We start from the raw sequence: 26,923 nt of genomic DNA, 5'->3' as shown, positions 1-26,923 counted from the left end.
ATATTAAGTCCCGCCCCCCATGCCTGACAACCCGCAAGCCTTGCCCGGACAGGCCTTCGCCCTGCCCGACCACCGTGTGATCGCCCTGGAGGGTCGCGATGCGGCGGCTTTCGCCCAGGCGCAATTCATGAACGACGTCAAGGCCTTGGCCGACGGTCATTGGCAATGGAGCGGCTGGCTGACGCCCAAAGGCCGGGTGATCGCGCTGTTCGCTTTGCTGCGTGTGTCGGATCAGTCGATCCGCCTGCTGTTGCCCGACAGCGACGCGGCGGCGATGGTCCAGTCGCTGAAACGATTCGTATTCCGCAGCAAGATCTGGATCGATTTGCGTGAAGATCTGGTGATCGAAGGCCGTTATGGCGTCCCGGAACAGGGCAAACGCGCGAAAATCGGTGGCGACGAGGCTTCGGGCCTGGAATTGGATGTCGGCGGCGAAGGCGGCGCGAGGACGCTGCGCATCGCGCCCGCGGGTCCGGCAGCCGAGACCGACGCGCAGGCTCTGGCGCGATGGACGCTGGACGATCTGCGCCACGGCCTGCCGCGGCTGCCGGCCTCGCAGACCGGGCAATGGACGCCGCAGCAACTGTCACTGGAACGGTTGAACGCCTTCAGCGTCAAGAAGGGCTGCTACCCGGGCCAGGAGATCGTGGCGCGCACGCACTTCCTCGGCAAAGCCAAGCGCGGACTGGTGCTGTTCGAAAGCCCGGTCGAGGTCGCCGCCGGCGCGGAGGTGCGCGGCGAAGCAGCGGTACTGGGCACGGTGGCTTCGAGCGCGAGCCTGGGATCGACCCATCTGGCGCTGGCGGTGTTGTCGCTGGATCGCACTGAAGGGCCGACGAGCATCGACGGCCATGCGGTGAGCGAACAGCCGCTGCTCGCGGGGCTGGAGCGCTGACGCCTGGCTGGAGTTCTGACGCTTCAGCACCGCGCGGGATTAGCCCTCTCGCCTCGCCTAACCCCGCCCACAACGCGGAAGCCCCACGCAGCTCCCTGTAGGAGCGGCGCGAGCCGCGACTGCGAACCTGCGACCGCCATCGTCGCGACCTGCAGCTGCGCGGTCGCAGCTTGCGCAGCTCCTACACCGGCGCTGGCCGACCACAACCGATCTCCACGCGACGCGAAAGCCACGCACGGCTCCCTGTAGGAGCGGCGCGAGCCGCGACCGCGAACCTGCGACCACCATCGTCGCGATCTGCAACTGCGCGGTCGCAACTTTCGCAGTTCCTACACGGACAACAGTCGCATCGCGGTCAGCCAGGAATCGAGCTACAACCCGCCCTCGCCATGCGAATTGCGCGCCATCGCGTCGCCGGCCAGGTTGCGCTGTTCGCGCCAATGCTCGTGCCAGGCCTGGAACATCAGCACGTTCCACAGATGGGTGTGCCAACGTTTCTCGCCGTCGACGAACGCGCGCCACAGGCCGCCGATCAACTCGGCGTCGAAATATCCTTCCGCGCGCAACCGCTGCGGGTCGAGCAACGCCTGCGCCCAATCGTGCAGATCGCCGCGCAACCACTGCGACACCGGCGCGCCGAAGCCGCGCTTGCCGCGATCGACCATCGCATCGGGCAGATACCGCTTGAGCACGCGCTTGAGCAGATGCTTGCTGCCGTCTTCGCCGCGCTTGTAGGCCAGCGGCAACGACCAGGCGAACTCGGCGATCGCGGTGTCCAGCAGCGGCGCGCGCGCCTCCAGTCCGACCGCCATGCTCGCCCGGTCGACCTTGCACAACAGATCGTCAGGCAGATACACGCTGTAGTCGGCCAGCATCATCGCGTCCGCCGGCGTGCCCTGCCCGTCCAGCGGTTCGGCCAGGTCGTACAGAGCCGGACGCAGTTTCGCGCCCGGCACCGCCGCTTCGGGGAAGCGCCAACGCACGATGCGGTTGCGGTAGACGTCGCCGATCCCGCGCGCGCCCATCTCGGCGGCGAACGCGGCGAAACCGCCGGCGCGCGAGGCTTCGCCATGGCCTTGCGCCGATCTGGCCAGCCAACGCCGCAGCGGCGCAGGCACGCGCTGGAGCATGCGCAGATTGCGCAACGCACGCTCGTAGCGCTTGTAGCCGAAGAATAATTCGTCGCCGCCGTCGCCCGACAGGGCCACCGTGACCAGACTGCGCGCCAGCTTGCACACCAGCGCGGTCGGCACCTGCGAGGCGTCGGCGAAGGGCTCGTCGAACATCGCCGGCAAACGCGGCACCACCGCCAACGCGTCGGCGCCGCTGACGTAGAGTTCGGTGTGCGCAGTGCCCAGATGCCGCGCCACTTGCAGCGCCAGCGGCGCTTCGTCGTGATGCGATCCTTCGAAGCCGATGGTGAAGCTCTGCACCGGTTTGCGGCTCAGCGCCTGCATCAGCGAGGTCACCACGGACGAATCGGTGCCGCCGGACAGGAACACGCCGACCGGCACGTCGGCGACCATGCGCAGGCCGACCGCGTCGCGCAGCAAGTCGTCGAGCCGATCCTCGGCCGCATCCAGATCGCCATCGAAAGGCTGAGCGATCGCCGCGGCCATGCGTTCGCCGGCCTGCCAGTAGCGCTGTTGATCGCGTTGCGGATCGTGCTCGGCCGCGCCGCGCGCGACGGTGCGCGCGTCCAGGCGCAGCAACGCGCCCGGCATCAGCTTGAACGTATCGACGTGGATGCAGTACGGCGACGGCACGTAGTCGTAACGCAGCAACAGCGCCAGCGCGTCGCGATCGACACCGTTGTCGAACTCCGGATGCCGCCACAACGCCTTGAGCTCGGAGCCGAACACCAAGGTCTCGCCGGCCCAGCCGTAGTACAACGGTTTCTTGCCGACCCGGTCGCGGGCCAGCCACAGCTCGCTGCGTTGCCGGTCCCACAGCGCGATCGCGAACATGCCGTTGCAGCGCGCGATCGCCGCCTCCACGCCCCACTCCACCACCGCGGCCAGCAGCACCTCGGTATCGGAATGACCGCGGAAACCGCGGCCGAGCTCGACCAGTTGCTCGCGCAGTTCGGCGAAGTTGTAGATCTCGCCGTTGTAGGCGATGACGTAACGGCCGTCGGCGGAGGCCATCGGCTGATGGCCCAGTGGCGACAGGTCGAGAATGCTCAGGCGCCGGTGCGCCAGCGCGATGCCGGTCTGCGGATCGGCCCAGACGCCGTCGTCGTCCGGACCGCGATGGCGCAACGCGTCGCCCATCGATGCGGCGAGCGCCTGCAGATGCTCGTGGTCGAGATCGTTGCGCGAGCGCAGCAGGCCGGCCAGCCCGCACATCGGCGATCAGCCCTTGGCCAGCGCGTCGGCGGCGCGGACGATGTCGTCCTCGCCGGGAATGACCAGAAACGCCGCGCCGGCCAGCGGGGTGTAGGTATCCACGCCGACCACGCGCTGCATCGGCACCGCACCCAGACCGGCCTCGGCCAGCGCGGTGATCACACCCTCGCCCACGCCGGCGCTGCGCCGGCCTTCGTCGACGACGATGACGCGCTTGGCGCTCTTGGCCTGCGCGGCGATGTAGGCGTCGTTGAGCGGAACCAGCCAACGCAGGTCGACCACGCGGGTTTTCCAGCCAAGGGACTGTTCGATCTGCCGAGCGGCGCGCAGGCTCATGGGAACGCCGTTGCCGTAGCTGAAAATCACCAAGTCATCGCCTTCGCCATACACCCGGCCTTCGCCCAGCGTCATCGCTTCGGTTGGCTGCGGATACGAAGTCAGCCATTGACCGTCGCCTGCTTCGTACAGGTCCTTGGTCATGTACAACGCAATCGGCTCCAGGAATACGGCCACCCGGCCGTCGACCTTGGCCAGCGCGGTCAGGGTGCGCAGCATGGTCGCCGCGTCGTCGCCGCGCGAAGGACAGCCGACCACCAGGCCCGGAATGTCGCGCAGCGCGGTGATCGAATTGTCGTTATGGAAATGGCCGCCGAAGCCGCGCTGATACCCCAGGCCGGCGATACGCACCACCATCGGGTTGCGGTACTGGTTGTTGCTGAAGAACTGCAGCGAGGCCGCTTCGCCGCGAATCTGATCGCAGGCGTTGTGGAAATAGGCCAAGTACTGGATTTCCGGAATCGGCAGCAGACCGACGTTGGCGAACCCCTGGGCCATGCCCAGGATCATGGTCTCATCGAGCAAGGTGTTGAACACGCGGCGCGGGCCGAACGCCTTCTGCAAGCCCTTGGTGACGGTGTAGACGCCGCCCTTCTGCGCCACGTCCTCGCCGAACAGCAGCGTCTCGGGGTACTTGGCGAAGATATCGTGCAGGGCGTTGTTGATCTGGATCGCCAAGTGGCGCGGCGGCTGGTTCTCGGGCAGTTTGGCTTCGCTGCCGAACACTTCCAGACGGCGCTGCGCGAAATCGGCGCGCGCGGCTTCCTTGGCGACCGCCTCGGGGCTGTACGGCGCCAGCGGCGCGATCACCTCGTCGAGCCGGTCCAGCTTGGGCCGACGGTCGGCTTCCTCGGCTGCGGCGAAGCACTTCTTGCGCGTGGCCTCGTACAGATCGAGCACTTCGTCCTTCGACATCAGCCCCGATTCGATCGCGATCGCCGCCGACCGCAACAGCGGATCGCTGGCCTCGACCGCGCACAGTTCGTCGACCGAACGCCATTCGATCTCGAAGTCGGTGCCGGCGTGACCCATGATCCGGGTGGTGCGCAGATGCAGGAAAGTCGGACGACGCGTGCGGCGGCAATGCTCGACCGCACGCTGCACATCGCCGTAACCGTTGGCCAGATCGAGGCCGTCGGCGGCGAAATAATCCAAGCCGTCCATGTTGCGGAAACGGTTGCCGATCCAGCCGCCCGGCGTCTTCACCGAAATGCCGATGCCGTTGTCCTCGCACACGAACAACACCGGCGCCGGCAGTTTCTGATACGCGGTCCAGGCCGCGGCGTTGAACGCGGTCTGCGCGGTGGCGTGATTGGCCGAAGCGTCGCCGAAGGAACAGATCGCGATGCTGTCGTCGGGGATCGGCAGCCCATGCCCCAAACGCCGGCCGGCCTCGATCGCGACCGCGGTGCCCAGCGCCTTGGGCAGATGCGAGGCGATGGTCGAGGTCTGCGGCAACACCCACAACGGCTTGCTGCCCCACACCTTGTGGCGGCCGCCGGACGCCGGATCGTCCTTGCTCGCGGCGAACGACAGCGCCGAATCCATCACCGGGTCCATGCCCGGCAGCTTGCGGAAACGCTCGGCCATGAAGCCGCCGCTGCGGTAGTGCAGGAACGCCGGGTCGGTGTGGCGAGTCAGGCGCGCGACCATCGCATTGCCTTCGTGGCCGCTGGAGCCGATGGTGTAGAAGACCTTGTTCTGTACCCGCAGCACGCGCGCCATCAGGTCGAGGTGGCGGCTGATCAGCTGCGATTCGAACAGCTCGCGGAACCCGCGCGCATCCAGCGCGCTGCCGTCGAGGATGGCTTCATCGGCGGCCGGGCGCGCGTCGGCGCGGCCGTTCCAGGCCTTCACGAACTCGACGAAATTGACGTCGCAGATTTCGGCCCGGTTGAGGCCCTTCATCCGCGCCGGGATCGGCTGGGCCACCGGATTGAAGTTCGGCACGCTGCTGAAGATCGGAGACTGCGGTTGCGCTGACATCGGACACTCCGCCGCCCGCATGCGGGTCGGCTCAACGGTGAGAAGGAATCAGGAGGTTTGCGCGATCCGTTGCGCGGCCTGCGCATCGGGTTGCGGCAAGGAGACGAAGCCCGGCGTAGCGCGCACGCGCGCCAGCCAGTCTTGCAGCGCCGGATAGGCATCGAGCGCGATGCCGCCGTGCGGGGCGACGTCGGTGTAGGCGTACAAGGCGATGTCGGCGATGCCGTAGCGCTCGCCGGTGAACCAGGGTTTGGCTTGCAGATGCCGCTCCATCACCGTCAAGGCCTGATGGCCGCGTTCGCGCAGCATCGGCAGGTCGGCACGACGCGGCGAATCCGGCGGCGTCCAGCCGGCGATGAAACGGGCCACGGCGATGCAGGGTTCGTGGCTGTACTGCTCGAAGTTCATCCAGCTCAACGCCTGCGCGCGTTGCCACAGATCGCCGGGCAGGAATTCGCTGCCGTCGGCGAGGTAGTACAAGATCGCGTTGGATTCGCTGAGCATGCGGCCGTCGCCGAAATCGACCACCGGCACCTTGCCGTTGGGATTGAGGGCGAGAAATTCCGGGGTGCGGGTCTGGCCCTGGCTGCTGTCGACTTCGACCCAGCGGTAGCGCTCGCCGAGTTGTTCCAGCAGCAACCGCAGCTTGTGGCAGTTGCCCGAAGGTGAAAAGCCGTGGACGGTGATCACTGCGAGGCTCCGGCCTTGCGGCGCACGCGCCATTCGTCTGCGGATTGGCCCCAGACTTCGATTTCTTTCTCGTGGAAGGGCTCGGGCAGACGGCCGTAGCGCAGGAAACGCGAACCCAGCTTGGCCGCGACGCCCTTGGAGGCGACGTTTTCCGGATCGATGGTGTGGATGATCTCGGTCCAGCCTAGCTGATCGACCGCCCAATCCATCGTCGCGGCCGAACCTTCGCTCGCGTAGCCCTTGCCGTTGACGTCGGCGACGATGCCCCAGCCCACTTCGGTGCCCGGCCAACCTTCGGGGTTCCACGGGCCGAGCCGGCCGATCCAGCGGCCGCTGCTCTTTTCGATCACCGAGAAGAAGGCGAAGCCCTGCACGGCCCAGGAGCCGATCACCGACATCATCGTGCGCCACGCCAGCGGACGCGGCTGGGCACCGCCGACGTAACGCACGTGGTCGCCATCGGCCATGAATTCGGCCCAGGCGTCGAAGTCTTCCCGGCACGGCGGCCGCAGGATCAGGCGCGGCGTTTCCAGTTGGATGTCGGGAATCGTCATCACGGTCGCGTACTCCTGCTGCGCATCGTCAAGCCCCTGTCCACCGATTGAAGCCCTCTCCCGCTTGCAGGAGAGGGGTTGGGGTGAGGGACGCGCGAGATCGCGTGTGTTGCCGCGGGCGATTGGTTGCCGCGCGCCCTCATCCGGCCCTGCGGGCCACCCCCGATCAAAAGCGTTTCGGGGGCAGGCTCTTCTCCCGCATGCGGGAGAAGGAATATCGTGCTGCCTGCGGCAGCGAAATTAGAAGGCGCTGATCCCGGTCAACTCGCGGCCGACCACCAGCTGGTGAATCGTCTCGGTGCCTTCATAGGTGATCACCGATTCCAGATTCAGCGCATGACGGATCGCCGAATGCTCGGTGGTGATGCCGGCGCCGCCGAGCAGATCGCGGCATTCGCGCGCGATGTCGATGGCCATGCGGCAGTTGTTCCACTTCGCCAGGCTCACCTGGGTCGGCTGCATGTTGCCGGCATCCTTCAGACGGCCGAGCTGCACCACCAGCAACTGCGCGAGCGTGATGCGGCGCGCCATCTCGGCCATCTTGATCTGCGCCGACTGGGTCGCCGCGACCGGACGGTCGAACAGGATGCGCTCCTTGGTGTAGCCCAGCACTTCGTCGAGGCAGGCGATGGCCGCGCCGATCGGGCCCCAGGTGATGCCGTAACGGGCCTGGGTCAGGCAACCCAGCGGGCCCTTGAGGCCTTTGACGTTGGGCAGGCGGTTGGCTTCAGGCACGCGCACGTTGTCGAAGAACAACGACGAGGTCACCGACGCGCGCAAGCTCATCTTGTGCTTGATTTCCTGCGCGGCGAAACCGGGCGTGCCCTTCTCGACCACGAAGCCCTGGATGCCCTCGTCGGTCTGCGCCCAGACGATGGCGATGTCGGCCAGGTTGCCGTTGGTGATCCACATCTTGGAGCCGTTGAGGATCCAGTCGGCGCCGTTCTTCTTGGCGTTGGTCTTCATATTGGCCGGATCCGAGCCGCCGTGCGGCTCGGTCAGGCCGAAGCAGCCGATGATCTGGCCGCGGGCCATGCCCGGCAGCCAGCGCTCGCGCTGTTCTTCGGTGCCGTAGGCGTAGATGGGGTACATGCACAGCGAGGACTGCACGCTGACGAAGCTGCGAATGCCGCTGTCGCCGCGCTCCAGCTCCTGACAGATCAGGCCGTAGCTGACTGCGTTGAGGCCGGCGCAGCCGTATTTTTCCGGCAGCGAGGAGCCCAGCAGGCCCAGTTCGGCGATCTCCGGCACCAGTTCCTTGGGGAAACGGCCTTGGTCGAAGGCATCGCCGATGATCGGAATCACGCGCTCGTCGGTGAAGCGGGCCACGGTGTCCTGTACGGCGCGCTCCTCTTCGCTGAGCAGGGAACGCACGTCGTAGAGATCGTAGGGATGCAGGGCCATGGCGGGCTTGGGAGTCCTGTTTGGGCAGAAAGACCGCCATTGTAATGGCCGCGCCGGGCCGGAGTAAGGCCGCGTCCGTTTTAAGGCGCTTTGTAAGCATTATCCGCAAGGCCGCGCCACGGTCGCGCAAATTCTCCGCTTTGCGGCGGCCTCGCGCGCAAAAAAGAACGGGGCCGGATCTCCGGCCCCGTTCTGGGTGCTGCTGGCGCGATGGGCGATCAGCCTTGGATCGGCGCCGCCGCCGAAGCGGTCTGGGTCACCACCTGGCCGTTGATGACCGGCAGGCGCTGGGTCGGACGCTCATCCATGCGGATGGTCTGCTCCTGGCCCTGATAACGGTAAGTCACGTCGTAACCGACCACCTTGTTCTCGTTGCCCAGGGCGATGCGGCTGCCGGGCTTGCTTTCGGTGCGCATGGTACCGGTGGTGCCGTCCGGGTTACGGAAGGTCACGTTGTAAGCGACCACGCGCGAGGACTGCGAGCTGTCGGAAACGGTGCGGCACTGGCGCTCGGTGCGGTTCACCACCCGGCCGCCGACATGATTGCGGTCGACCCGATTGCCGATGAAGCCGCCGGCCACGGCGCCGGCCGCGGTCGCGGCCTTCTTGCCGTTGCCGCCGCCGACCTGGTTGCCCAGCAGGCCGCCGATGACCGCGCCGGCCACGGTGCCGCCGACGTTGCCGTCGCGCTCGGGCAGGCGCTCTTGCACGACCACGTCGTTGCAGACTTCGCGCGGGGTCGAGACGGTGCTGGTCTCGCGGACCGGATCGGTGCCGATCACGGTGGCGTAGAGCTTTTCCTTCTGGTTGATCGGCTTGACGTTGACCACGTCGGCGTATTCGACCTGCGGCGCGGTGTTGATCGCGCCGCTGGCGGCCAGATCGCCGGCCGGGCTGGCGCCGTTCAGGGTGGCCTGCGCGTCGACCGGGGCCGGGCTCAGCGTCGCGGTGGGACCGGCCGCAGACGGGCCGCGGAAGCTCTGGAAGGCCGCTACCGCCACGCCACCGACCAGCAGCGACGCGATCGCGACGGCAATGATGTTCTTGTTCATTTGGAGCCTCCTGCAGCGGGGGAACCGCGGCAATGTTGAGCCTGCGGGGGTTTTGAGCCTGGCCGTGACCCGCGGATCGCTTCGTCGAAACCCGGCTGTGCAGCCGGCTTTCGGAAGCCTCTCCCCGAGGCGCGTCCAAACCGTGTGTGGACGGCGCCATTCCACCACTGGAATGCTGAACCAGTGCCTATTGATTTTCGCTAATCTGTCCCCTGTCTGAACCGTCACGCGGCACCGTGCTAGCGTGTTCGCCAACTGCGTCACAACCTCACCGACATGGCCAATCCGCTGCTCGCTCCCCTGATGGGTTTTCTCGGACGCCTGAGTTATCCGCGTCTGTTCGTGGTGACCGCGGCCTTGTTTGTGGTCGACCTGGTAATTCCCGACTTCGTGCCGCTGGCCGACGAGATCCTGCTCGGCCTGGGCACCTTGCTGCTGGCGAACTGGAAGAGCCGCAAGAATCCGCAACCGCCCAGCATCCGGCCGCCCGCCGCTTGAGCGCATGCCCGCGCTGATCGACAGCCACTGCCACCTCGACGCGCCCGAATTCGATTCCGACCGCGCCCAGGTGATCGAACGCGCGCGCGCCGCCGGCGTCGCCACGCAGGTGGTTCCGGCGATCGACGCGGCCGGCTGGCCCAAGCTGCGCGAGGTCTGCGCCGGGGACGGACTGCACCCGGCCTATGGCCTGCACCCGATGTACCTGGACTCGCACCGGCCCGAGCACCTGGACGAGTTGCGCGGTTGGCTCGAGCGCGAACGCCCCTGCGCGGTCGGCGAATGCGGGCTGGACTATTTCGTCGAAGGGCTCGATCGTCCGCGGCAGTCGTTCTATTTCGAAGGCCAGCTCGCGCTGGCGCGCGAATTCGATCTGCCGGTGATCGTGCATGCGCGGCATGCGGTCGACGCCTGCATCGCGGCGATCCGCCGGGTCGGCGGCCTGCGCGGGGTGGTGCACAGTTACTCGGGCAGCGAAGAACAGGCCCGGCAGCTGTGGAAACTCGGATTCCTGATCGGACTCGGCGGACCGGTGACCTATGATCGCGCGCAACGGCTACGGCGCATCGTGGCCGCCATGCCGATCGACTGTCTGCTGTTGGAAACCGATGCGCCGGATCAGCCGGATGCGCAGATCCGCGGGCAACGCAACGAACCAGCGCGTCTGAGCCATGTGTGCGAGGTCATCGCCCAGTTGCGCGGCGTGCCGCCGGCGGACATCGCCGCATCGACTTCCGACAATGCCCGGCGGCTGTTCGGGATCGCTTGATCGGGTTGCGGGTCGTTGCTCGGAAAGCGTCGGGGCTGAAGCCCCTCCCACAAAAGACCTCGTGGATGCCCTGGTTGATGTTCGGGAGACTTCAGCGTGGACGCTTCTCGAATCCGAATCCGAATCCGAATCCGAACCGGCTCCGGCTCGGCTCGGCTCCGGCTCCGGCTCCGGCTCCGGCTCCGGCTCGGCTCAGGCTCAGGCTCAGGCTCGGGTTCGGGTTCGGGCTCGGGCTCGGAATGCCGGAGCCGATCAAGACCTCACGAAGTCTTTTGTGGGAGGGGCTTCAGCCCCAACGCTTTTCGGGACCGATGTAGATCGGACTACGCCGCCTTCGCCTTAGGCTTGAGCACAATCTCCAACGCCTTTGCCACCGCGACGAACGCGAACACACCGGTGATATGCGTCGCCGCACCCAGCCCCGCGCCGCAATCGAGCTTGAGCGCCGCATCGCCGGCGACCTTGGGCCGCAAGCCGCACACCGTGCCGTCGGGCTGCGGATACTTCACGTTCTCCAACGAATAGATCGCCGAGACGCCGAAGTAACGGTCCGGGTTCTTCGGGAAATTGAACTCGCCGCGCAGCTTCTTGCGGATCAATGCGAGCATCGCGTCGTGCTCGGTGCGCGACAGATCGCGCACCCGCACCAGGGTCGGATCGGTGCGCCCGCCCGCCGAACCGACCGCGATCACCGGCAGCTTGCGCCGACGGCACCACGCAATCAGCTCGACCTTGCTGCGGAAACTGTCGCAGGCATCGAGCACCAGATCGAAATCGCGGTCCAACAGCTCGTCCAGATTCGACGGGGTCAGAAAACTCTGCACCGCGTCGACCTCGATCGCCGGGTTGATCGCGCGGCAGCGCTCGGCCATCGCCTCGACCTTGGCCCGGCCGTACTGGCCCTCCAACGCCGGCAATTGGCGGTTGGTGTTGGACACGCACAGATCGTCGGCGTCGATCAGAGTCAAATGGCCGATGCCGGTGCGGGCCAGCGCTTCCACCGCCCACGAACCGACCCCGCCCATGCCGACCACGGCGATGCGGCATTGGCGGAATCGAGCGACGGAACCTTGTCCGTACAAACGGTCGATGCCGGCGAAACGTTCTTGCCAGAGGCGGTCGGAAGATGCGGAATTCATGCCGCTATTGTAGTGGCCCGCCGGCCCGATTCCGCCGATTCCCACGGAAAGCTCCGGACCGCCGATGGTGTTGTCGGCGACGCGATTGTCCGCGCGCCCTGCCCGGCCGCGCGTGATCTGGACCTCACATCGCCGCATGTTATCGTTCGGCGATCTTGGATGGAGGCCAGGCAATGAGCGATACCCAGCCCACCAACGCCCCTGCAAAACGCAAAGGCAATGGTTCGAAATACTTGTTCCTGTTTTTGATCGGCCTGATCGGCGGCGTCGTCGCCACGGTCATGGCGGTACGCGCGCTGGAACAGCGCAAGGACCATTTCCCCGACAGCGTCATGCACGTGCAGGCGTGGCATCTGGGTCAGTTGGAAAGCCGGGCCAAGGAAAATCGTTGCGGCCCCACCGACACGCTGCCGCACATCAAGGCCTTGCGCACGATGGCCGACGACCTCGACCCGGCCTTCCCGGATCTCAAGGACGATGCGCGCTTCGCCCAGCATTCGGCCAAGATGCGCGCCGCGCTCGATGGAGCCATGGCCAATCCGCCGGTGAGCTGCCCCGGCGTGACCACGGTGTCGCAACAGATCGGCGAAGCCTGCAAGGCCTGCCATCAGGATTTCCGCGGCTGATCGGCGGCATCGCCCCGACACGATCGCGCCCAGCCGCGCCATCGTGATCGCCAGATCCAATCCAACGGCCCCGCGCATGCTGGGCCGTATTCGTTGGGCCCCGATTGGCCCTGATCGGCTCCGCATCGGCCACCGCCCTGCCGCCAGCTGAACACACCCGATGTGCGGCACATAAATTGAACACGCGTTCACGTGCCGGCTTATAGCTTGGCAGCGCGTGGCGACTGTCCGCCACTTCGCATGCACAAGCGCAGGAGCCTGGAATGAATATCAACAACATCCGATTGCTGGGCGTAGCGACCGTCGCCACGCTGGCGCTGGCCGGTTGCGCGACGTCGCCGGGTTACAGCGGTGGCGGTTACAACAACGGCGGCTACAACAACTATCCGCCGCAATCCAACTACCCCAATCAGAACAACAACTGCTACGACTGCGGCATTGTCACCCGCATCGAACAGATCAGCACCCAGAGCACGGCGCCCAGCGCGACCGGTGCGGTGTTGGGCGGCTTGGTCGGCGCGGTCGCAGGCCGCAAGATCGCCGACGACCACACCGACAGCAAGGGCCGCAAGAACAGCGCCACCGTCGGCGGCGCGGTCGCAGGCGCCATCGCCGGCAATGCGATCCAGAACCGGGTCGGCGCGCCGAGCTACAACGTCTACGTGCGCATGGACGACGGCCGCACCACCGTGGTCACGCAGAAGGATCTCAGCGGCATCCGCGAGAACACCTACGTGCGCATCTCCAACGGCCGCGCTTACATCCGCTGAGGATTCACGCCTTCGGGTGCAGCGGTGAAACAATGTAACGAAACACAACGGCCCGCATCGCGGGCCGTTTTCGTTGTACGCGCACATAGCGATTGGTTCATAACCCGCATCACGATTAGGCGCGGAACTGGAGCACCTATTGGGGTCTTCTTCGAACGAGCCTTGCGCTAGGGTCATTCGCGTCCGCCTCGCGGACCTAGCCATCGCAAGATCAGGAGATCGGAATGAAACTTCGCTTCGTGCATGTGGTTTCCGTGGGCGCCGTTCTGACCGGCGCCATCGCCGCCGCCGTCGCCACGCCACCCAGCGTGCAGAACAACCCACTGCGCGTCGGCATGGTCGCGATGACCGGCGGCGCCGACGATTTCCTCGGCGCGGTCGAGGTCAGCATCACCAACACCAGCCGCAAGGCCGTGCGTCTGCCGAAGTGGCAGCTGCCGTCGGATCAATTCGACGCCAAGCTTTTCTCGGTCAGCTACGGCGGCGCGCCGGTGGCCTATGAGGGCGCGATGGTCAAGCGCGGCCTGCCGCAAGCCGAGGATTTCGCAATCCTGCAGCCGGGCGAAACCCTGCGCCGCGTGGTCGATCTGTCCGCCGGTTACGACCTGTCCAAGACCGGCCAATACGTGGTGACCTTCCGCGCGCCGCTGCAGCACGCATCCACCTCCGACCGGACCATGCTGCACCAGGCCAACGGCTTGCCGATGACGGTGCAGAGCGCGCCGCTGAGTCTGTGGGTGGACGGGCTGGATCAACTGGGCGGCGCCAAGCTCGCCGCGGCGAAAAAGCCGATCGGTCCTACCGCCGTGGTCAACGGCGTCAACTACGTCGGCTGCACCACCGCGCGCACCAGCTCGGCCGGTCAGGCGGTCAACTCCGCGCGCACTTATGCCGAGAACGCCAAGGGCTATCTCAACAACGGCACCGTCGGTCCGCGCTACACCACCTGGTTCGGCGCCTATACCTCCAGCCGCTACAGCACCGCGCGTTCGCACTTCGCCTCGATCGATTCGGCGATCGACCAGAGCGGCGGCCAGATCACCATCAATTGCGGCTGCACCAGCAGCGCCTACGCCTACGTCTATCCGAACCAGCCGTACCAGATCTACGTGTGCAACGCGTTCTGGAATGCGCCGCTGACCGGCACCGACTCCAAGGCCGGCACGCTGATCCACGAGATGAGCCACTTCACCGTCGTGGCCGGCACCGACGACCACGTCTACGGACAATCCGGCGCGAGGAACCTGGCCAACACCAATCCGACCAACGCGCTCGACAACGCCGACAACCACGAGTACTTCGCCGAGAACACGCCCTTCCAGAACTGATCGCGGCCGCCGGCCCGTCCGCGCCCAGGCGCGGGCGGGTTCGTCCGCTCCACGGCCCGCTACGGCGGGCCTTTTTTTTGCGTGCCGCCAACCCCGTCGCCCGGGCGCGCACGTTGGATATCTGCGAGCCCGGCGCAGGAAGCGCGCAGCGATGCAGGAGGCACGCAGGCGCGGCGGGAGACGAGGCCCGCCGCGCAGCCGACGCAGGCTCTCCGCGCCCGGTCGTGGCGCGGGCGATCGAATCGGTGTGGGGCGAGGAATCGGAACACCGGTTCGCGGGTTTGCCGCACAAGGAGGTGAGCCCGGCCGAATCGGCCGGCACGGCCGCCGGGGGTCCTTCCGGACCCCCGTTTTTTATCGAATTGGGTATCTGCGACCGAGTAACTCCATTCGGCCGGCACCGGCAACGCGGCCCGCGATCGCGCCCGGGCGCCGATAATCCTCGATTTAAATCGATATAAACCCGAAGAGAATGTGCCAGGCCGGGTATGCGGGCGCGGTTTCGCAGTACGAATCGGATGGGGTCGCAGGCGACCGACAAGGCGCCGGCTGTGGTCGCGGCGAGTGAATATTCGTATTTGTGACAGGCATCAAAATTACACAAAAGAAAAACCCGGCCGAAGCCGGGTTTCTCTGACTCGACCGCTGCGCCTTGCGGCGCTGCAGCATCGAAGCCTACGTCTTTACAACGGCTCGACGGCGTCGGCCTGCAGGCCCTTCTGGCCCTGCACCACGGTGAAGGAGACCTTCTGGCCTTCCTTCAGGCTCTTGAAGCCCTGGGATTGGATCGCGCGGAAATGCACGAACACATCTTCGCCGTTTTCACGGCTGATGAAGCCAAAACCCTTGGCATCGTTGAACCACTTTACGGTTCCGAACTCTTTACCGGACATCGCTACTCTCTCCTTGGAACGTGGTTTTGTTAACGCGAATCATCGCGTGCTGGTTGCAAGGAGGAAGCGAGGTGCAACGATGTAGCGGATCGATGGATCTACCGCATCGGGCCACGATTCACGGTGACCCTTGGCAAACGCAGCGACCGCAACGTACCCCGACATGGTCCAAAATGCAAACAGCCCGGACAACCCGTCCGGACAGGGGTCCGGCATGGATTTAGATACGTTTTATTACATATTGGCGGGCGTACTGGTGGTGGTCGGAATCGTCGGCACGGTACTGCCCGCGCTGCCCGGCCTGCCCCTGGTGTTCGCCGGCATGGTGCTGGCCTCGTGGGTCTCGGATTTCCAGAAAGTCGGCTGGCTGATGCTGGTGGTGCTGGGCCTGCTGACGGTGCTGTCGATGGGGGTGGATTTCGCCGCCACGGCGATGGGCGCCAAGCGGGTCGGAGCCAGCAAGCTGGCGATCATCGGCTCGATCATCGGCACCTTCGCCGGACTTGCCTTCGGCCTGATCGGGGTGTTCATCGGCCCGTTCCTGGGCGCGCTGATCGGCGAGTTGATCCATACCCGCCAGCTCGACCAGGCCACCAAGGTCGGCGTCGGCACCTGGGTGGGCATCGTGGTCGGCACCGTGCTCAAGCTCGGCCTGGCGTTCGCGATGCTCGGCCTGTTCGCGCTCGCCTGGTTCCTGTGAGTCGCCGAGCCGCGCTCAAGCGGGCGTCGCGCCTGCTTGAGCGCATCGTCCCGACGCACTGATGGTTACCGAACCAGCCGCGCAAACGACGCCACCTGACGCCACCGACGAACGCATCGATTCACGTTTCGTTCGCAACCCAATGCAAGACTGCTGCGCGACGCCGCACCCGCCGGAACCCGCCCTGGAACCGTCCGACACATGATGAAACCAACCCTGCCCCACGCCTGCTCCGCTTTGCTGATCGCATTCGCGGCCGCGCCCGTGCTGGTCCACGCTCAGGCCGCGCCGACGCCGGCCACACCCGAAGCCTGCCTGGCGATCTCCATCGATGCCGATCGCCTGGCCTGCTACGACGCGGCGCTGGGCCGACACAGCGGCGGCGTGCGCGACGCCGACATCGCCGCCAAGGAGGCCAAGGCGATCCAGAAGAATCTGGAAGTCGGCGACGAGATCGCCGGCGAGCCCAAGCCGAGCGTGAGCGAACGCGCGCGCCGCGCGGTCAAGGGCAGCGTGTTCAGTCACGACGAGCCGCTGAATGATGCGATCGCCAACGCCGGCAAGGGCGGACTGCTCGACAGCCGCTGGGAGCTGGCCAAGGATTCCAAGCTGGGCGTGTTCAACTTCCGCGCCTACAAGCCGGTGTACCTGTTGCCGGTGTTCTGGAACGACGACCCCAACACGCTGCCGCACTCGCCCAACCCGCGCAACACCGTCGCCGAGCCGCAATCGCTCAAGGACATCGAGGCCAAGTTCCAGATCAGCTTCAAGACCAAGGCGGTGGAGAACCTGTTCGGCGACAACGGCGATGTATGGATGGGTTACACCCAGTCCTCGCGCTGGCAGGTCTACAACGCCGAGGATTCGCGCCCGTTCCGCGAAACCAACTACGAGCCGGAAGTGATGCTGGTGTTCCGCAACAACTACCGCATCGGCGGCTGGAACGGGCGCATGGCCGGGATCGGCGTCAACCACCAGTCCAACGGCCGCGCCGATCCGTTCTCGCGCAGTTGGAACCGGGTGATCGGCCAGATCGGTCTGGATCGCGAGAACTGGGCGATCGTCGCGCGGCCGTGGTGGCGGATCTCCGACGGCAACGACGACGACAATCCGGATATCGAGGATTACATCGGCCGCGGCGACATCACCATCGTGCACACCCGCGGCGGCCACGAGTTTTCGCTGATGGCGCGGCATTCGCTGCGCGGCGGCGACCGCTCGCACGGCGCGCTGCAGTTCGATTGGGGTTTCCCGATCCACAACCAGTTGCGCGGCCATCTGCAGATCTTCGACGGCTACGGCGAGAGCATGATCGACTACAACCACCGCGCGACCTACATCGGCCTGGGCGTGTCGCTGCTGGAGTGGTACTGAACGCGGCGGCTCTCATGCAAACGTAAAAACTGCGACGTCTGCAACCCGACACGTAATCGGCACGCGTTAGGCTTGATCGGATAGACGGAGAATCCGATGAAAATGCGGCGCATCCTCTCGCTGGACGGCGGAGGCATACGCGGCCTGGTGAGTTGCCACTGGCTGGCCGGCCTGGAACAGGCGCTGGTTCAAGCGGGAAAGGCCCAGGCCGGCAAGAACGGCATATTGAAGAATTTCGACTTGATCGCCGGCAGTTCGACCGGCGCGCTGGTCGCCTGCGGTCTGGCCAGCGGGATCACGCCGGATGCGCTGGCGCAGTTGTATCGAGCGCAGCGTCACGTGATTTTCCCCAATCTCGCCGGCCGTTTGTGGTCGCGCGCCAACCGGTTGATCAGCGACGGCATGTCGGCGCCGCGCTACGACGGCACCGGCATCGAGAAGGTGCTGCGCAAGGTGTTCGGCAAGACCACGCTGGGCCAGTTGAAGGTGCCGGTGCTGATCACCGCCTACGACACGATTTCGCGCACGCCGGTGATCTTCAAGAGTTTCGACGAGAAACATCGCGATCTGTCGGTATGGGAAGTGTGTCGCGCCTCCAGCGCGGCGCCGACCTATTTCCCGGCGCATCCGATGCTGGTGGAAGGCAAGGCCTGCGCGTTGATCGACGGCGGCGTGGTCGCCAACAACCCGACCGCCTGCGCGATCGCCGAGGCGTTGCGCAAGGACGCCAACGTCGACAACAGCCGCGACCTGGTGGTGTTGTCGGTGGGCACCGGCGAGCGCACGCGCAGCATCGATTTGGAATCGGCGCGCTCCTGGGGCGCGCTGGAATGGGCGGTGCCGATCATCGACGTGCTGTTCGACGGCAATACCGATTCGGTGGATTACATCGCCCGGCAGTTGGTCGGCGACGGCTACTACCGCATGCAGGCCGAGTTGTTGGTGGGCCTGGACGATCTGGACGACACCAGCGAGACCAACGTGCTGGCGCTGGAAACCCTGGCCAAGGAATACCTGACACGGCCGGCGACCAAGAAGATGCTGGCGCAGTTGGTCAAGAGGCTCTGAAAGCCACACCAACGCCCTGTAGGAGCGGCGCGAGCCGCGACTGCGAATCCGCAATCACTTCGAAAGTTTCATCGTAGTTGCGGATTCGCAGTCGCGGCTCGCGCCGCTCCTACAGGAGGACGTCGGAAAAATTTTCGGGGCGGAAACGACGATCAGGCCGGCTCGACCACCACCGGAATCTTACCGATCATTCCGCCTGAAATCCGTGCCTGCCATTCCTTCGGCCCGGTCTTGTGCACCGACTCGCCGGCGCTGTCGACCGCGACCGTCACCGGCATGTCCTGCACGGTGAACTCGTAGATCGCTTCCATCCCCAAGTCGGCGAAACCGACCACGCGCGAGGCCTTGATCGCCTTCGACACCAGGTAGGCCGCGCCGCCGACCGCCATCAGGTACACCGAACGGTGCTTCTTGATCGCGTCGATGCCGGCCGGGCCGCGCTCGGCCTTGCCGACCATGCCGAGCAGACCGGTCTGCGCCAGCACTTGTTCGGTGAACTTGTCCATGCGCGTGGCCGTGGTCGGACCGGCCGGGCCGACGACTTCGTCGCGAACCGGATCGACCGGGCCGACGTAATAGATGAAACGGCCCTTGAAATCGACCGGCAGCGCCTCGCCCTTGTTGAGCATGTCGATCATGCGCTTATGCGCGGCGTCGCGGCCGGTCAGCAGCTTGCCGTTGAGCAGCAGCACTTCGCCGGGCTTCCAACTGGCGACGTCTTCGGGCGTGACCGTGTCCAGGTCGACACGCCGGCCCTTGGACGAGTCGTACGTCAGTTTCGGCCAGTCTTCCAGCGACGGCGGATCGAGCATAACCGGGCCGCTGCCGTCGAGGGTGAAGTGCGCATGGCGGGTTGCGGCGCAGTTCGGGATCATCGCCACCGGCAGATTGGCGGCGTGAGTCGGGTAATCCTTGACCTTGATGTCGAGCACCGTGGTCAGACCGCCCAGGCCCTGCGCGCCGATGCCGAGCGCGTTGACCTTCTCGTACAGCTCCAAGCGCAGTTCTTCTGCGCGATTGCTGGCGCCGCGCGCCTGCAGATCGGTGATGTCGATCGGCTCCATCAGCGATTCCTTGGCCAGCAGCATCGCCTTCTCGGCGGTGCCGCCGATGCCGATGCCGAGCATGCCCGGCGGGCACCAGCCCGCGCCCATGGTCGGCACGGTCTTGAGCACCCAGTCGACGATCGAATCGGACGGGTTGAGCATCGCGAACTTGGACTTGGCTTCCGAACCGCCGCCCTTGGCCGCGACGATCACGTCGACCGTATTGCCCGGGACGACTTTGACGTTGACGACGGCCGGCGTGTTGTCCTTGGTGTTGCTGCGCTTGCCGGCCGGATCGGCCAGCACGCTGGCGCGCAGCTTGTTGTCGGGATGGTTGTAGGCGCGGCGCACGCCTTCGTTGACCATGTCCTCCACGCCCATGGTCGCGCCGTCCCAGCGCACGTCCATGCCGATTTCCAGGAACACCGTGACGATGCCGGTGTCCTGGCAGATCGGCCGGTGACCCTCGGCGCACATGCGCGAGTTGATCAGGATCTGGGCGATCGCGTCCTTGGCGGCGACGCTTTCCTCGCGCTCGTACGCGGCCGCGAGGTTCTTGATGTAGTCGACCGGGTGGTAATAGCTGATGTACTGCAGGCCATCGGCGATGGACTGGATCAGGTCGTCCTGACGGATGACGACGGGGCCGCTGGAGGCGGCCGAAGACGGGGTTGCGGTCACGGCGGGCGGTGGGCTGGCGGTGTGGGACGACTATTCTACCCGTCCGGCCCGGCTTGGGCCCTGCGTGAGCCGGCGGCTTCGAGGCCGCTTGAGCCAGTCCCTGCGAGCCCCCCACGAGCCGCCCCTTGCAACGGGCGGTGCGGCGGCGCCCGACGCCAGCCCACGCGCCGGCCGGGGCCGGATTAAGATCCCCCGATGCAAACGCCTCCAACCTCATCGCCCGCGCCCGCGGTGCCGTTCAATCCGGTGCTGCCGGGCATCGGCCTGTTGATTGCCTTCGCCTGCGGCATCGCACCGATCTGGGTGGTGCCGCAGTTCGAGCAAGTGTTCGTGAGCTTCGGTGCCGATCTGCCGGCGGCGACCCGGCTGATGGTCGACTATCCCTGGGTGCTGTCCGCCCTGCCCGTGCCGGTGCTGGCGGTATGGGCGCTGGCACCGAAACGCTGGCGCGATCTGCTTGCTTGCGTGGCCGGCGTGGTGCTCGGCATGGCCGCTGTCGGATTCACGGTGTGGGCCATGTACCTGCCGATCTTCATGTTGGGCGCGACCATCTGACCCGCCGCGGGCAACCGCTTCCCCGCGAACGGGGAAGCGGTACCGCTGAAACCCTGTGATGGATTATTGCGGGCAGGCGTCCAGTACGCACATCCGCCAGGGCATCTCGCACTCGGACCAACTGCCGCCGCCGGCCAGACAAGGCTGGCGCACCTCGGCATCGCAATACACGCCGCCGGCGCAGATGATCAGGTTGCGGGTGTTCGCGGTCGCGCCGAAGGCAAACGCGAAGGCGAATACGGCCAACGCCGCGGTGGAACGCCATCCCTTCAAAATCCCAAGCTTCATTCGAACTCTCCTTTTCGATGACAGATCGGCCGTCGCGGCCGAGCGCTCCTCTTGGAGCGCGCCCAACTTAGCGGCAGCGCCGTCGCAGTTCCAGCTGCAGTGCAGTATGTTCGCGCCAGCATTCGCACCGGCCGGGCCCGGACCGCGCCGGTCACGCCCATTCATGCCCGCGCCGCACGACGGTACCGGGCCGTATCGAGGATACCCGCATGATCACCTGCTACCTGCGCTACGTCGTCGATCCCTACCAGTTGGCCGAGTTCGAGCATTACGGCCGCCTGTGGATCGCGTTGGTGGAAAAATTCGGCGGCACCCACCACGGCTACTTCATGCCCTCCGAGGGCCACAACAACATCGCCCTGGCGATGTTCAGTTTTCCGAGCATGGCCGCCTACGAGGACTATCGCGCGCGCTCGTTCGAAGATCCTGACTGTCTGGCCGCGATCGCCTATGCGACAGAAAAGCGCTTTATCGTCAGTTACGAGCGCAGTTTCTTCCGGCCGGTGTTCGGCGACGGCAAGGCCGCGAAAGGCTGACCGCCCTCGCGCCGACGCCGGTTGCGACAGAAGGGCGGCGTTTCGGCCGCCCTTCTCCTGAGACTCCGGCCATGCGCATCGATGTCGATGCGCCCCGCTATCAGCGAATGCCAGGCGGCGCGTCGATCAGCCACAAGGTCGTGCTGCCTTGCGCGTCCGGATCGAACGGCGCCGATTCGAAGGCGATCGTGCTGCCGTCCGGGGACCAGCCCGGTGCTCCGTCGAGCCCGCAACTGCGGGTGACGCGAATGCGATTGCCGCCCGCGGCCGGAATCACGAAGAGGTTGGCGATCTCAATATCGGTATCGCCGGATGAATACACGATGTAGTTTCCGCTCGGCGACCAGGACGCGTCGGTGTTGAACAGCCCGCCGGCATTGGTCACGTTGAACACAGTGCCGGTGGCGACATCCAGCGTGAACACGTCCCACTTTTCCTCGCCGACCTGACGCTGGAACACGATCTTGTCGCCCTTGGGCGACCACTCCGGTTGTCGATCGTTATGGCCCTGCGTCAGAAGCGCCAACTCGGCGCCGTCGCTGCGAATCTTCCACAGCTCGCCGCCGGCGTCCGGATCGGCTTCGCTGTGCGACTCGAACACGATCCAGCGCTTGCCGTCGGCCAGCACCGGCGAGATCGACGGCTCCCACGCCAGGAAGCCGGCCCGGCGGGTAACGCGCGTCGCCGGGCTGCCGCCTGCCGCGGGGGCCAGATAGATTTCGTCGCGTTCCACGACATCGCTCGAATAGACCACCTCGTCGGTGGCCGCGGACCAGCATTGCCCCGGCAGGTTCACGCTTTGCGCGGAGGTGGGGCTGAGGGCGCGCAACACCGTGCCGCCCTCGGCGGATACGGTCCGCACCACCGATTTTCCCGTGTTGTAACGTTGACTGAAATTGGTGAAGGCCAGCACCCGTCCGTTCGGCGAGAAACACGGATTCTGGAAACTGGCGCCGAGCGCCGGACCGCTGATCGCGATCTGCCTGGCAGTATCCGAACGGCAGGCGGGAGCGGCCTGGGACCGGACTTGCGTGCTGGCCAACACAGGCCACAGGCACGCCATGATCAGCAGCGAGATCGTTTGCTTTTGCATAGTTGCCTGTCCTTTGAAATGAGCGGAGTCGTCGCTGCTGACTGACATCGGGGTGGCTTTCCGGCATCCGGTCCGGATTTTCGACTGCGCCAGATTCTGCGACGATTCGCGCATCACAATCGAGTCGCCGATGTTTCGCAGTGATGCGGGTCGCAATGCATCGATCGCGACAGGGTTTTGTTCCTGGGGCAACGCTTCGCGGAAAGTTCTGCGGCACCCGCCACGGCTACTTCATAGCCTCGAAGGGTCACAACGACATCGCCCTGGCGATGTTCAGTTTTAAGATCCCGAATGTCTGGCCGCGGTGTCCTGCGCGACGCACAAACGCTTCATCGTCAGCTGCGAGCGCAGCTTCTCCCGGCCGCTGTTCGGCGAACCCGCGGCGGCGAACTAGACCGCAGTGTCCCACCGCGGCTGCGAAAAGAACCAGTACAGGCTCTTCCATGCCACCGCGGTGGTCAACAACAGGCTGATCACCGCGTGAGGTTGCATGTGCTCGTGTTCGGACCAACCGAGCAGCGCCACCGCCGGCATGACCCAGCCGTCGGTGAATCCGGGCGCGAAGAACGCCGCGATCGCCACGGCCCGCGCCAGCCAGCGCCAAGGCGGACTCAGGAAGAAGCTGACCGCCCAGATCAGCGAGTACGCCAGGGCGAACAGCACGAGGTAGACCGCGAAAAACATCGCGAACATGCTGACGCCGGGATCGGAGGCCCAGGCCGGCAGGCTCACCGCGGCAAGCAGACACGCGACGATGGCAACTGACGGCCGCCGTACCCACTGATCCATGGACCGCTCCTTGGCATGATGGGCGGCGATAGCATCGCATGCGATGCGCACGCTGTCAGACGGCGGCGGGACCTCCACACACCTGCTCGCGCGACTTGGGCACAATCGGGCCATGAGCACTCCCAGCGACGCGGCGACACCCCGAACCGGATCTCCCGCTCCCGGCCGGAGCGCCGGCACCGACGGCAAACCCAGCCTGCGCGAACGCTTCGACGCGCTGCGCAACCTGCGGCCGTTCCTCCAGCAGATCTGGGCCACCAGCCCCTCGCTGACCTTGATCACCCTGGGCTTGCGTCTGGTCCGCGCCTTGCTGCCGGTGGCCACGCTCTACGTCGGCAAGCTCATCATCGATGAAGCGGTGCGCCTGGTCGCGACGGGGCACGGCTTCGGCTCGCTGCCCGAAGCTTGGGCGAGTGGTCGACTGGACACGTTGCTGACGCTGCTGGCTTTGGAGTTCGGCCTGGCGATCGGCTCCGACCTGCTCGGCCGTGTCGTCAACTACGGCGATTCGCTGCTCTCGGAGTTGTTCACCAACGTCACCAGCGTGCGCCTGATGGAGCACGCGGCGACCCTGGATCTGGAGGATTTCGAAGACCCCGATCTGCAGGACAAGCTCGACCGCGCGCGTCGTCAGACAATGGGCCGCATGAGCCTGATGAGCCAGTTGTTCGGCCAGGTGCAGGACACCATCACCGTGGTCAGCTTCGCGATCGGCCTGCTGGTCTACGCACCCTGGCTGATCCTGCTGCTGGCGGTGGCGCTGATTCCGGCCTTCGTCGGCGAGGCGCATTTCAACGCGCTGGGCTATTCGCTCAACTTCGCCTGGACCCAGGAGCGGCGCCAGCTCGAATACGTGCGCCAGATGGGCGCGAGCGTGGAAACGGCGAAGGAAGTGAAGATCTTCAATCTGCACCGATTCCTGATCACCAAGTACCGCGAGCTCGCCGACGGATTCTTCAAGGCCAACCGCGCCCTCGCCCGCCGCCGCGCGTTCTGGGGCACGTTGTTGGCCGGGTTGGGCACGCTGGGCTATTACATCGCCTACGGCTACATCGCCTGGCGCACGGTGCGGGGGGATTTCAGCATCGGCGATCTGACCTTTTTGGCCGGCAGTTTTCGCCGGCTACGCCAATTGCTGGAAGGGCTTTTGGTCGGTTTCTCGCAAGTCGCCAGCCAGGCGTTGTACCTGGACGATCTGTTCTCGTTCTTCGAGGTGGTCCCGGAAATCGTTTCGCCCGCCGAACCGGCGACGGTGCCCAAGCCGATCCAACGCGGATTCGTGTTCGAGAACGTGGGCTTTCGCTATCCCGATGCCGAACGCTGGGCGCTGCGCGGGCTGGATTTTGAACTGCGTGCGGGTGAAGTCTTAGCCCTGGTCGGCGAGAACGGCGCCGGCAAGACCACGTTGGTGAAGCTGCTGGCGCGGCTGTACGACCCCGACGAGGGCCGGATCCTGCTCGACGGCCGCGATCTGCGCGAGTACGACCTGGATCAGGTGCGTTCGAGCATCGGGGTGATCTTTCAGGACTTCGTCCGGTATCACCTCACCGCCGGCGAGAACATCGGCGTGGGCCAGATCGACGAGATGACCGACATCGCGCGCATCCGCGAAGCGGCGCGGCGCTCGATGGCCGATGAAGTGATCGAACGGCTGCCCAAGGGCTACGACCAGCCGATCGGGCGCCGGTTCAAGAACGGCGTGGACCTGTCCGGCGGGCAATGGCAGAAGATCGCGATCGCGCGCGCCTACATGCGCGATGCGCAGGTGATGATCCTCGACGAGCCCACTGCCGCGCTCGACGCGCGCGCCGAATTCGAAGTGTTCCAACGCTTCAAGGAATTGTCCGACGAGAAGACCGCGGTGCTGATCTCGCATCGTTTCTCCAGCGTGCGCATGGCCGACCGGATCCTGGTGCTGGCCGAGGGCCGGCTGGAGGCCAGCGGCACGCACGAGCAATTGCTGGCACAGGGCGGACGTTATGCGGAATTGTTCGAATTGCAGGCGGCCGGGTATCGCTGACTGCGGTCGTGGGTCGACGACGGTCGCGCGGGTTTCGACGTTGCTGTGTTTGCGCGGTCGCGGCTCGCGCCGCTCCTACATGGGCTACCTGTAGGAGCGGCGCGAGCCGCGACCACGAACTGGCGCAAACCGCGCAGCCCCGGCTGCGAGGCAATCGGCAAGCTTCGCCCGCGACGGACCGATAGACAGCATCGAATTGTCCTCGCCTGCCGCGCCGGCTATGGTGAGGCTACGTCCGATCACGCTTCTTCTCGTTTCCAGGAGCCACGCATGACTTCTGTCCTACGACGCGGCCTGCTGTGCGCCGCTTTGCTGCTGAGCCTGTCCGCCTGCGATCGCGGCGGCGGCGCCGAAGCCGCCACCTCGGCCAAGCCCGCGCCCAAGCAGGCCGTCACCCACCAGACGCCGAGCGAACTGGGCGAAATACGGGTGACCGAAATCGCCAGCGGACTGGAACATCCCTGGGCGGTCGCATTGCTGCCCGACGGCGGTTTCCTGGTCACCGAACGCCCCGGCCGGCTGCGCCGCGTCGCTGCCGACGGCGCGATCTCCGCGCCGATCGGCAACGTCCCGCAGGTCTGGGCCAAAGGCCAGGGCGGCCTGCTCGACGTGGTGCTCGCGCCGGATTTCGCCGCCAGCAAACGCATCTACCTCAGCTACGCCGAACCCGGCCCCGACGGCAGCGCCGGCACCGCGGTGGCGATCGCCACGCTGGGCGATTCGGCCTTGTCCGAGGTCAAGGTGATCTACCAGCAACAGCCCAAGCTGGTCGGCCCTAATCATTTCGGTTCGCGTCTGGCGTTCGACAAGAGCGGCCATATTTTCATCACCCAGGGCGAGCGCCAGCAGCGCATGGCTTCGCAGGAGCTGGACAAACTGCAGGGCAAGCTGGTGCGCCTGAACCTCGACGGCAGCGTGCCGGCCGACAATCCTTTCGTCGGCCGCAAGGAAGCACGGCCGGAGATCTGGAGTTACGGCCATCGCAACATGCAGTCGCTGGCGATCGATCCGCGCACCGGCACCGTATGGGAAGCCGAGCACGGCCCACGCGGCGGCGACGAGATCAATCTGCCGCAACCCGGCAAGAACTACGGCTGGCCGATCGTCACCCACGGCATCGATTACAGCGGGTTGAAGATTTCCGAAGCCGAGGGCAAGGAAAAACCGGGTATGGAAGCGCCCTACCACGTATGGGAAGTATCGCCGGCGCTGTCGGGCATGGCATTCCTGGTCGAGCAACCGGCCTCGGAATGGAACAACAGCCTGTTTCTAGGCGCGCTCGCCGACGGCAGCCTGATCCGGCTGACTCTGGAGGGCGACAAGATCGTCAAGGAAGAGCGTCTGCTCAAGCCGCTGGGCTGGCGCATCCGCGACGTACGCGTATCGGCGGACGGCAAGGTGTATGTGTTGACCGATGAGGACGAAGGCAAATTGCTGCGGTTGGATCCGCCTGCGGCGAAATAAGCTCCTCTCCGTTCCGCCCGC

At 65.9% G+C, this 26,923-nt stretch carries 25 protein-coding genes; 13 read left to right on the top strand and 12 right to left on the bottom strand.

Annotated elements, in window-relative coordinates; translation table 11 throughout:
- Positions 1 to 19 precede the first annotated feature (19 nt).
- A complete protein-coding gene (ygfZ, locus tag ACTOWJ_RS18460; protein WP_441336071.1) occupies positions 20 to 895 on the top strand; it encodes a CAF17-like 4Fe-4S cluster assembly/insertion protein YgfZ in 876 nt (291 codons plus the stop codon).
- 371 nt (positions 896 to 1,266) lie between these two features.
- Here the strand turns inward: ygfZ and asnB are convergent, their stop codons facing one another.
- The 6 genes from asnB to ACTOWJ_RS18430 form a co-directional block, all read right to left on the bottom strand.
- Positions 1,267 to 3,243 (bottom strand): asparagine synthase (glutamine-hydrolyzing), encoded by a 1,977-nt coding sequence (gene asnB, locus ACTOWJ_RS18455; RefSeq protein ID WP_441336070.1) that lies wholly within the window; start codon positions 3,241 to 3,243, stop codon positions 1,267 to 1,269.
- Positions 3,244 to 3,249: 6 nt separating this feature from the next.
- The gene (locus tag ACTOWJ_RS18450) at positions 3,250 to 5,487 is read right to left on the bottom strand and encodes a thiamine pyrophosphate-dependent enzyme (RefSeq protein WP_441336110.1); all 2,238 of its coding nucleotides are present in this window, start codon (positions 5,485 to 5,487) and stop codon (positions 3,250 to 3,252) included.
- A 126-nt stretch (positions 5,488 to 5,613) separates the two neighbouring features.
- Positions 5,614 to 6,288: a glutathione S-transferase family protein gene (locus tag ACTOWJ_RS18445; RefSeq protein ID WP_441336069.1), complete on the bottom strand. Its 675-nt coding sequence runs from the start codon at positions 6,286 to 6,288 to the stop codon at positions 5,614 to 5,616.
- Positions 6,252 to 6,809, bottom strand: coding sequence for a GNAT family N-acetyltransferase (locus ACTOWJ_RS18440; protein WP_441336109.1), 558 nt, complete (start codon positions 6,807 to 6,809; stop codon positions 6,252 to 6,254). Before ACTOWJ_RS18440 ends, ACTOWJ_RS18445 begins: the two co-directional genes overlap by 37 nt.
- A 240-nt stretch (positions 6,810 to 7,049) precedes the next feature.
- Entirely contained in the window at positions 7,050 to 8,213 is a 1,164-nt protein-coding gene (locus ACTOWJ_RS18435; RefSeq protein WP_441336068.1) for an acyl-CoA dehydrogenase family protein, read from the bottom strand.
- A gap of 218 nt (positions 8,214 to 8,431) precedes the next feature.
- On the bottom strand, positions 8,432 to 9,265 hold the full coding sequence (locus tag ACTOWJ_RS18430) for a glycine zipper 2TM domain-containing protein (protein ID WP_441336067.1): 834 nt from the start codon (positions 9,263 to 9,265) through the stop codon (positions 8,432 to 8,434).
- 276 nt (positions 9,266 to 9,541) lie between these two features.
- Here ACTOWJ_RS18430 and ACTOWJ_RS18425 point away from each other — a divergent pair, with 276 nt between their 5' ends.
- The gene (locus ACTOWJ_RS18425) at positions 9,542 to 9,763 is read left to right on the top strand and encodes a DUF6116 family protein (RefSeq protein ID WP_441336066.1); all 222 of its coding nucleotides are present in this window, start codon (positions 9,542 to 9,544) and stop codon (positions 9,761 to 9,763) included.
- A gap of 4 nt (positions 9,764 to 9,767) precedes the next feature.
- Complete coding sequence (locus tag ACTOWJ_RS18420; RefSeq protein WP_441336065.1) at positions 9,768 to 10,532, top strand: TatD family hydrolase; 765 nt, start codon at positions 9,768 to 9,770, stop codon at positions 10,530 to 10,532.
- Between the two features lie 323 nt (positions 10,533 to 10,855).
- On the opposite strand, the gene ACTOWJ_RS18415 is transcribed toward ACTOWJ_RS18420, so the two are convergent.
- Positions 10,856 to 11,671, bottom strand: coding sequence for a tRNA threonylcarbamoyladenosine dehydratase (locus ACTOWJ_RS18415; RefSeq protein ID WP_441336064.1), 816 nt, complete (start codon positions 11,669 to 11,671; stop codon positions 10,856 to 10,858).
- Between the two features lie 173 nt (positions 11,672 to 11,844).
- On the opposite strand from ACTOWJ_RS18415, the gene ACTOWJ_RS18410 reads away from it, so the two are divergent.
- The 3 genes from ACTOWJ_RS18410 (at position 11,845) to ACTOWJ_RS18400 (ending at position 14,395) form a co-directional block, all read left to right on the top strand.
- A complete protein-coding gene (locus ACTOWJ_RS18410; protein WP_441336063.1) occupies positions 11,845 to 12,297 on the top strand; it encodes a hypothetical protein in 453 nt (150 codons plus the stop codon).
- Between the two features lie 263 nt (positions 12,298 to 12,560).
- Positions 12,561 to 13,067, top strand: coding sequence for a glycine zipper 2TM domain-containing protein (locus ACTOWJ_RS18405; RefSeq protein ID WP_441336062.1), 507 nt, complete (start codon positions 12,561 to 12,563; stop codon positions 13,065 to 13,067).
- 224 nt (positions 13,068 to 13,291) lie between these two features.
- On the top strand, positions 13,292 to 14,395 hold the full coding sequence (locus tag ACTOWJ_RS18400; protein ID WP_441336061.1) for a M35 family metallo-endopeptidase: 1,104 nt from the start codon (positions 13,292 to 13,294) through the stop codon (positions 14,393 to 14,395).
- A 683-nt stretch (positions 14,396 to 15,078) separates the two neighbouring features.
- Here ACTOWJ_RS18400 and ACTOWJ_RS18395 read toward each other — a convergent pair.
- Positions 15,079 to 15,288, bottom strand: coding sequence for a cold-shock protein (locus tag ACTOWJ_RS18395; protein ID WP_441336060.1), 210 nt, complete (start codon positions 15,286 to 15,288; stop codon positions 15,079 to 15,081).
- A 214-nt stretch (positions 15,289 to 15,502) separates the two neighbouring features.
- Between ACTOWJ_RS18395 and ACTOWJ_RS18390 the strand changes: the two genes are divergently transcribed.
- The 3 genes from ACTOWJ_RS18390 to ACTOWJ_RS18380 all read left to right on the top strand — a co-directional run bounded on the left by ACTOWJ_RS18390 (position 15,503) and on the right by ACTOWJ_RS18380 (position 18,430).
- The gene (locus ACTOWJ_RS18390) at positions 15,503 to 15,988 is read left to right on the top strand and encodes a DUF456 domain-containing protein (protein WP_441336059.1); all 486 of its coding nucleotides are present in this window, start codon (positions 15,503 to 15,505) and stop codon (positions 15,986 to 15,988) included.
- Between the two features lie 204 nt (positions 15,989 to 16,192).
- Positions 16,193 to 17,362: a phospholipase A gene (locus ACTOWJ_RS18385; protein WP_441336108.1), complete on the top strand. Its 1,170-nt coding sequence runs from the start codon at positions 16,193 to 16,195 to the stop codon at positions 17,360 to 17,362.
- 96 nt (positions 17,363 to 17,458) lie between these two features.
- Complete coding sequence (locus ACTOWJ_RS18380; RefSeq protein ID WP_441336058.1) at positions 17,459 to 18,430, top strand: patatin-like phospholipase family protein; 972 nt, start codon at positions 17,459 to 17,461, stop codon at positions 18,428 to 18,430.
- A gap of 152 nt (positions 18,431 to 18,582) precedes the next feature.
- On the opposite strand, the gene ACTOWJ_RS18375 is transcribed toward ACTOWJ_RS18380, so the two are convergent.
- On the bottom strand, positions 18,583 to 20,157 hold the full coding sequence (locus ACTOWJ_RS18375; RefSeq protein ID WP_441336057.1) for a fumarate hydratase: 1,575 nt from the start codon (positions 20,155 to 20,157) through the stop codon (positions 18,583 to 18,585).
- 195 nt (positions 20,158 to 20,352) lie between these two features.
- Here ACTOWJ_RS18375 and ACTOWJ_RS18370 point away from each other — a divergent pair, with 195 nt between their 5' ends.
- A complete protein-coding gene (locus ACTOWJ_RS18370; RefSeq protein ID WP_441336056.1) occupies positions 20,353 to 20,712 on the top strand; it encodes a hypothetical protein in 360 nt (119 codons plus the stop codon).
- A gap of 63 nt (positions 20,713 to 20,775) precedes the next feature.
- Here the strand turns inward: ACTOWJ_RS18370 and ACTOWJ_RS18365 are convergent, their stop codons facing one another.
- A complete protein-coding gene (locus ACTOWJ_RS18365) occupies positions 20,776 to 21,000 on the bottom strand; it encodes a hypothetical protein (RefSeq protein WP_441336055.1) in 225 nt (74 codons plus the stop codon).
- A 209-nt stretch (positions 21,001 to 21,209) separates the two neighbouring features.
- Here ACTOWJ_RS18365 and ACTOWJ_RS18360 point away from each other — a divergent pair, with 209 nt between their 5' ends.
- Positions 21,210 to 21,536 carry an NIPSNAP family protein gene (locus tag ACTOWJ_RS18360; RefSeq protein ID WP_441336054.1) on the top strand — a complete coding sequence of 109 codons (327 nt, stop codon included), beginning with the start codon at positions 21,210 to 21,212 and terminating at the stop codon, positions 21,534 to 21,536.
- A gap of 100 nt (positions 21,537 to 21,636) precedes the next feature.
- Here ACTOWJ_RS18360 and ACTOWJ_RS18355 read toward each other — a convergent pair whose 3' ends face one another.
- Both ACTOWJ_RS18355 and ACTOWJ_RS18350 read right to left on the bottom strand, forming a co-directional pair.
- A complete protein-coding gene (locus ACTOWJ_RS18355; RefSeq protein ID WP_441336053.1) occupies positions 21,637 to 22,629 on the bottom strand; it encodes a TolB family protein in 993 nt (330 codons plus the stop codon).
- Positions 22,630 to 23,019: 390 nt separating this feature from the next.
- Positions 23,020 to 23,418, bottom strand: coding sequence for a hypothetical protein (locus tag ACTOWJ_RS18350; protein WP_441336052.1), 399 nt, complete (start codon positions 23,416 to 23,418; stop codon positions 23,020 to 23,022).
- Between the two features lie 112 nt (positions 23,419 to 23,530).
- Here ACTOWJ_RS18350 and ACTOWJ_RS18345 point away from each other — a divergent pair, with 112 nt between their 5' ends.
- Together ACTOWJ_RS18345 and ACTOWJ_RS18340 are read left to right on the top strand one after the other, a co-directional pair.
- Positions 23,531 to 25,438, top strand: coding sequence for an ABC transporter ATP-binding protein (locus ACTOWJ_RS18345; RefSeq protein ID WP_441336051.1), 1,908 nt, complete (start codon positions 23,531 to 23,533; stop codon positions 25,436 to 25,438).
- 270 nt (positions 25,439 to 25,708) lie between these two features.
- Positions 25,709 to 26,902, top strand: coding sequence for a PQQ-dependent sugar dehydrogenase (locus ACTOWJ_RS18340; RefSeq protein ID WP_441336050.1), 1,194 nt, complete (start codon positions 25,709 to 25,711; stop codon positions 26,900 to 26,902).
- The last annotated feature ends 21 nt before the right edge of the window (positions 26,903 to 26,923 follow it).

Origin of the sequence: Lysobacter sp. CA199 (assembly GCF_052078715.1) — a bacterium.
Classification (GTDB): domain Bacteria; phylum Pseudomonadota; class Gammaproteobacteria; order Xanthomonadales; family Xanthomonadaceae; genus Lysobacter.
This window is presented reverse-complemented; position numbering and strand designations above follow the sequence as displayed.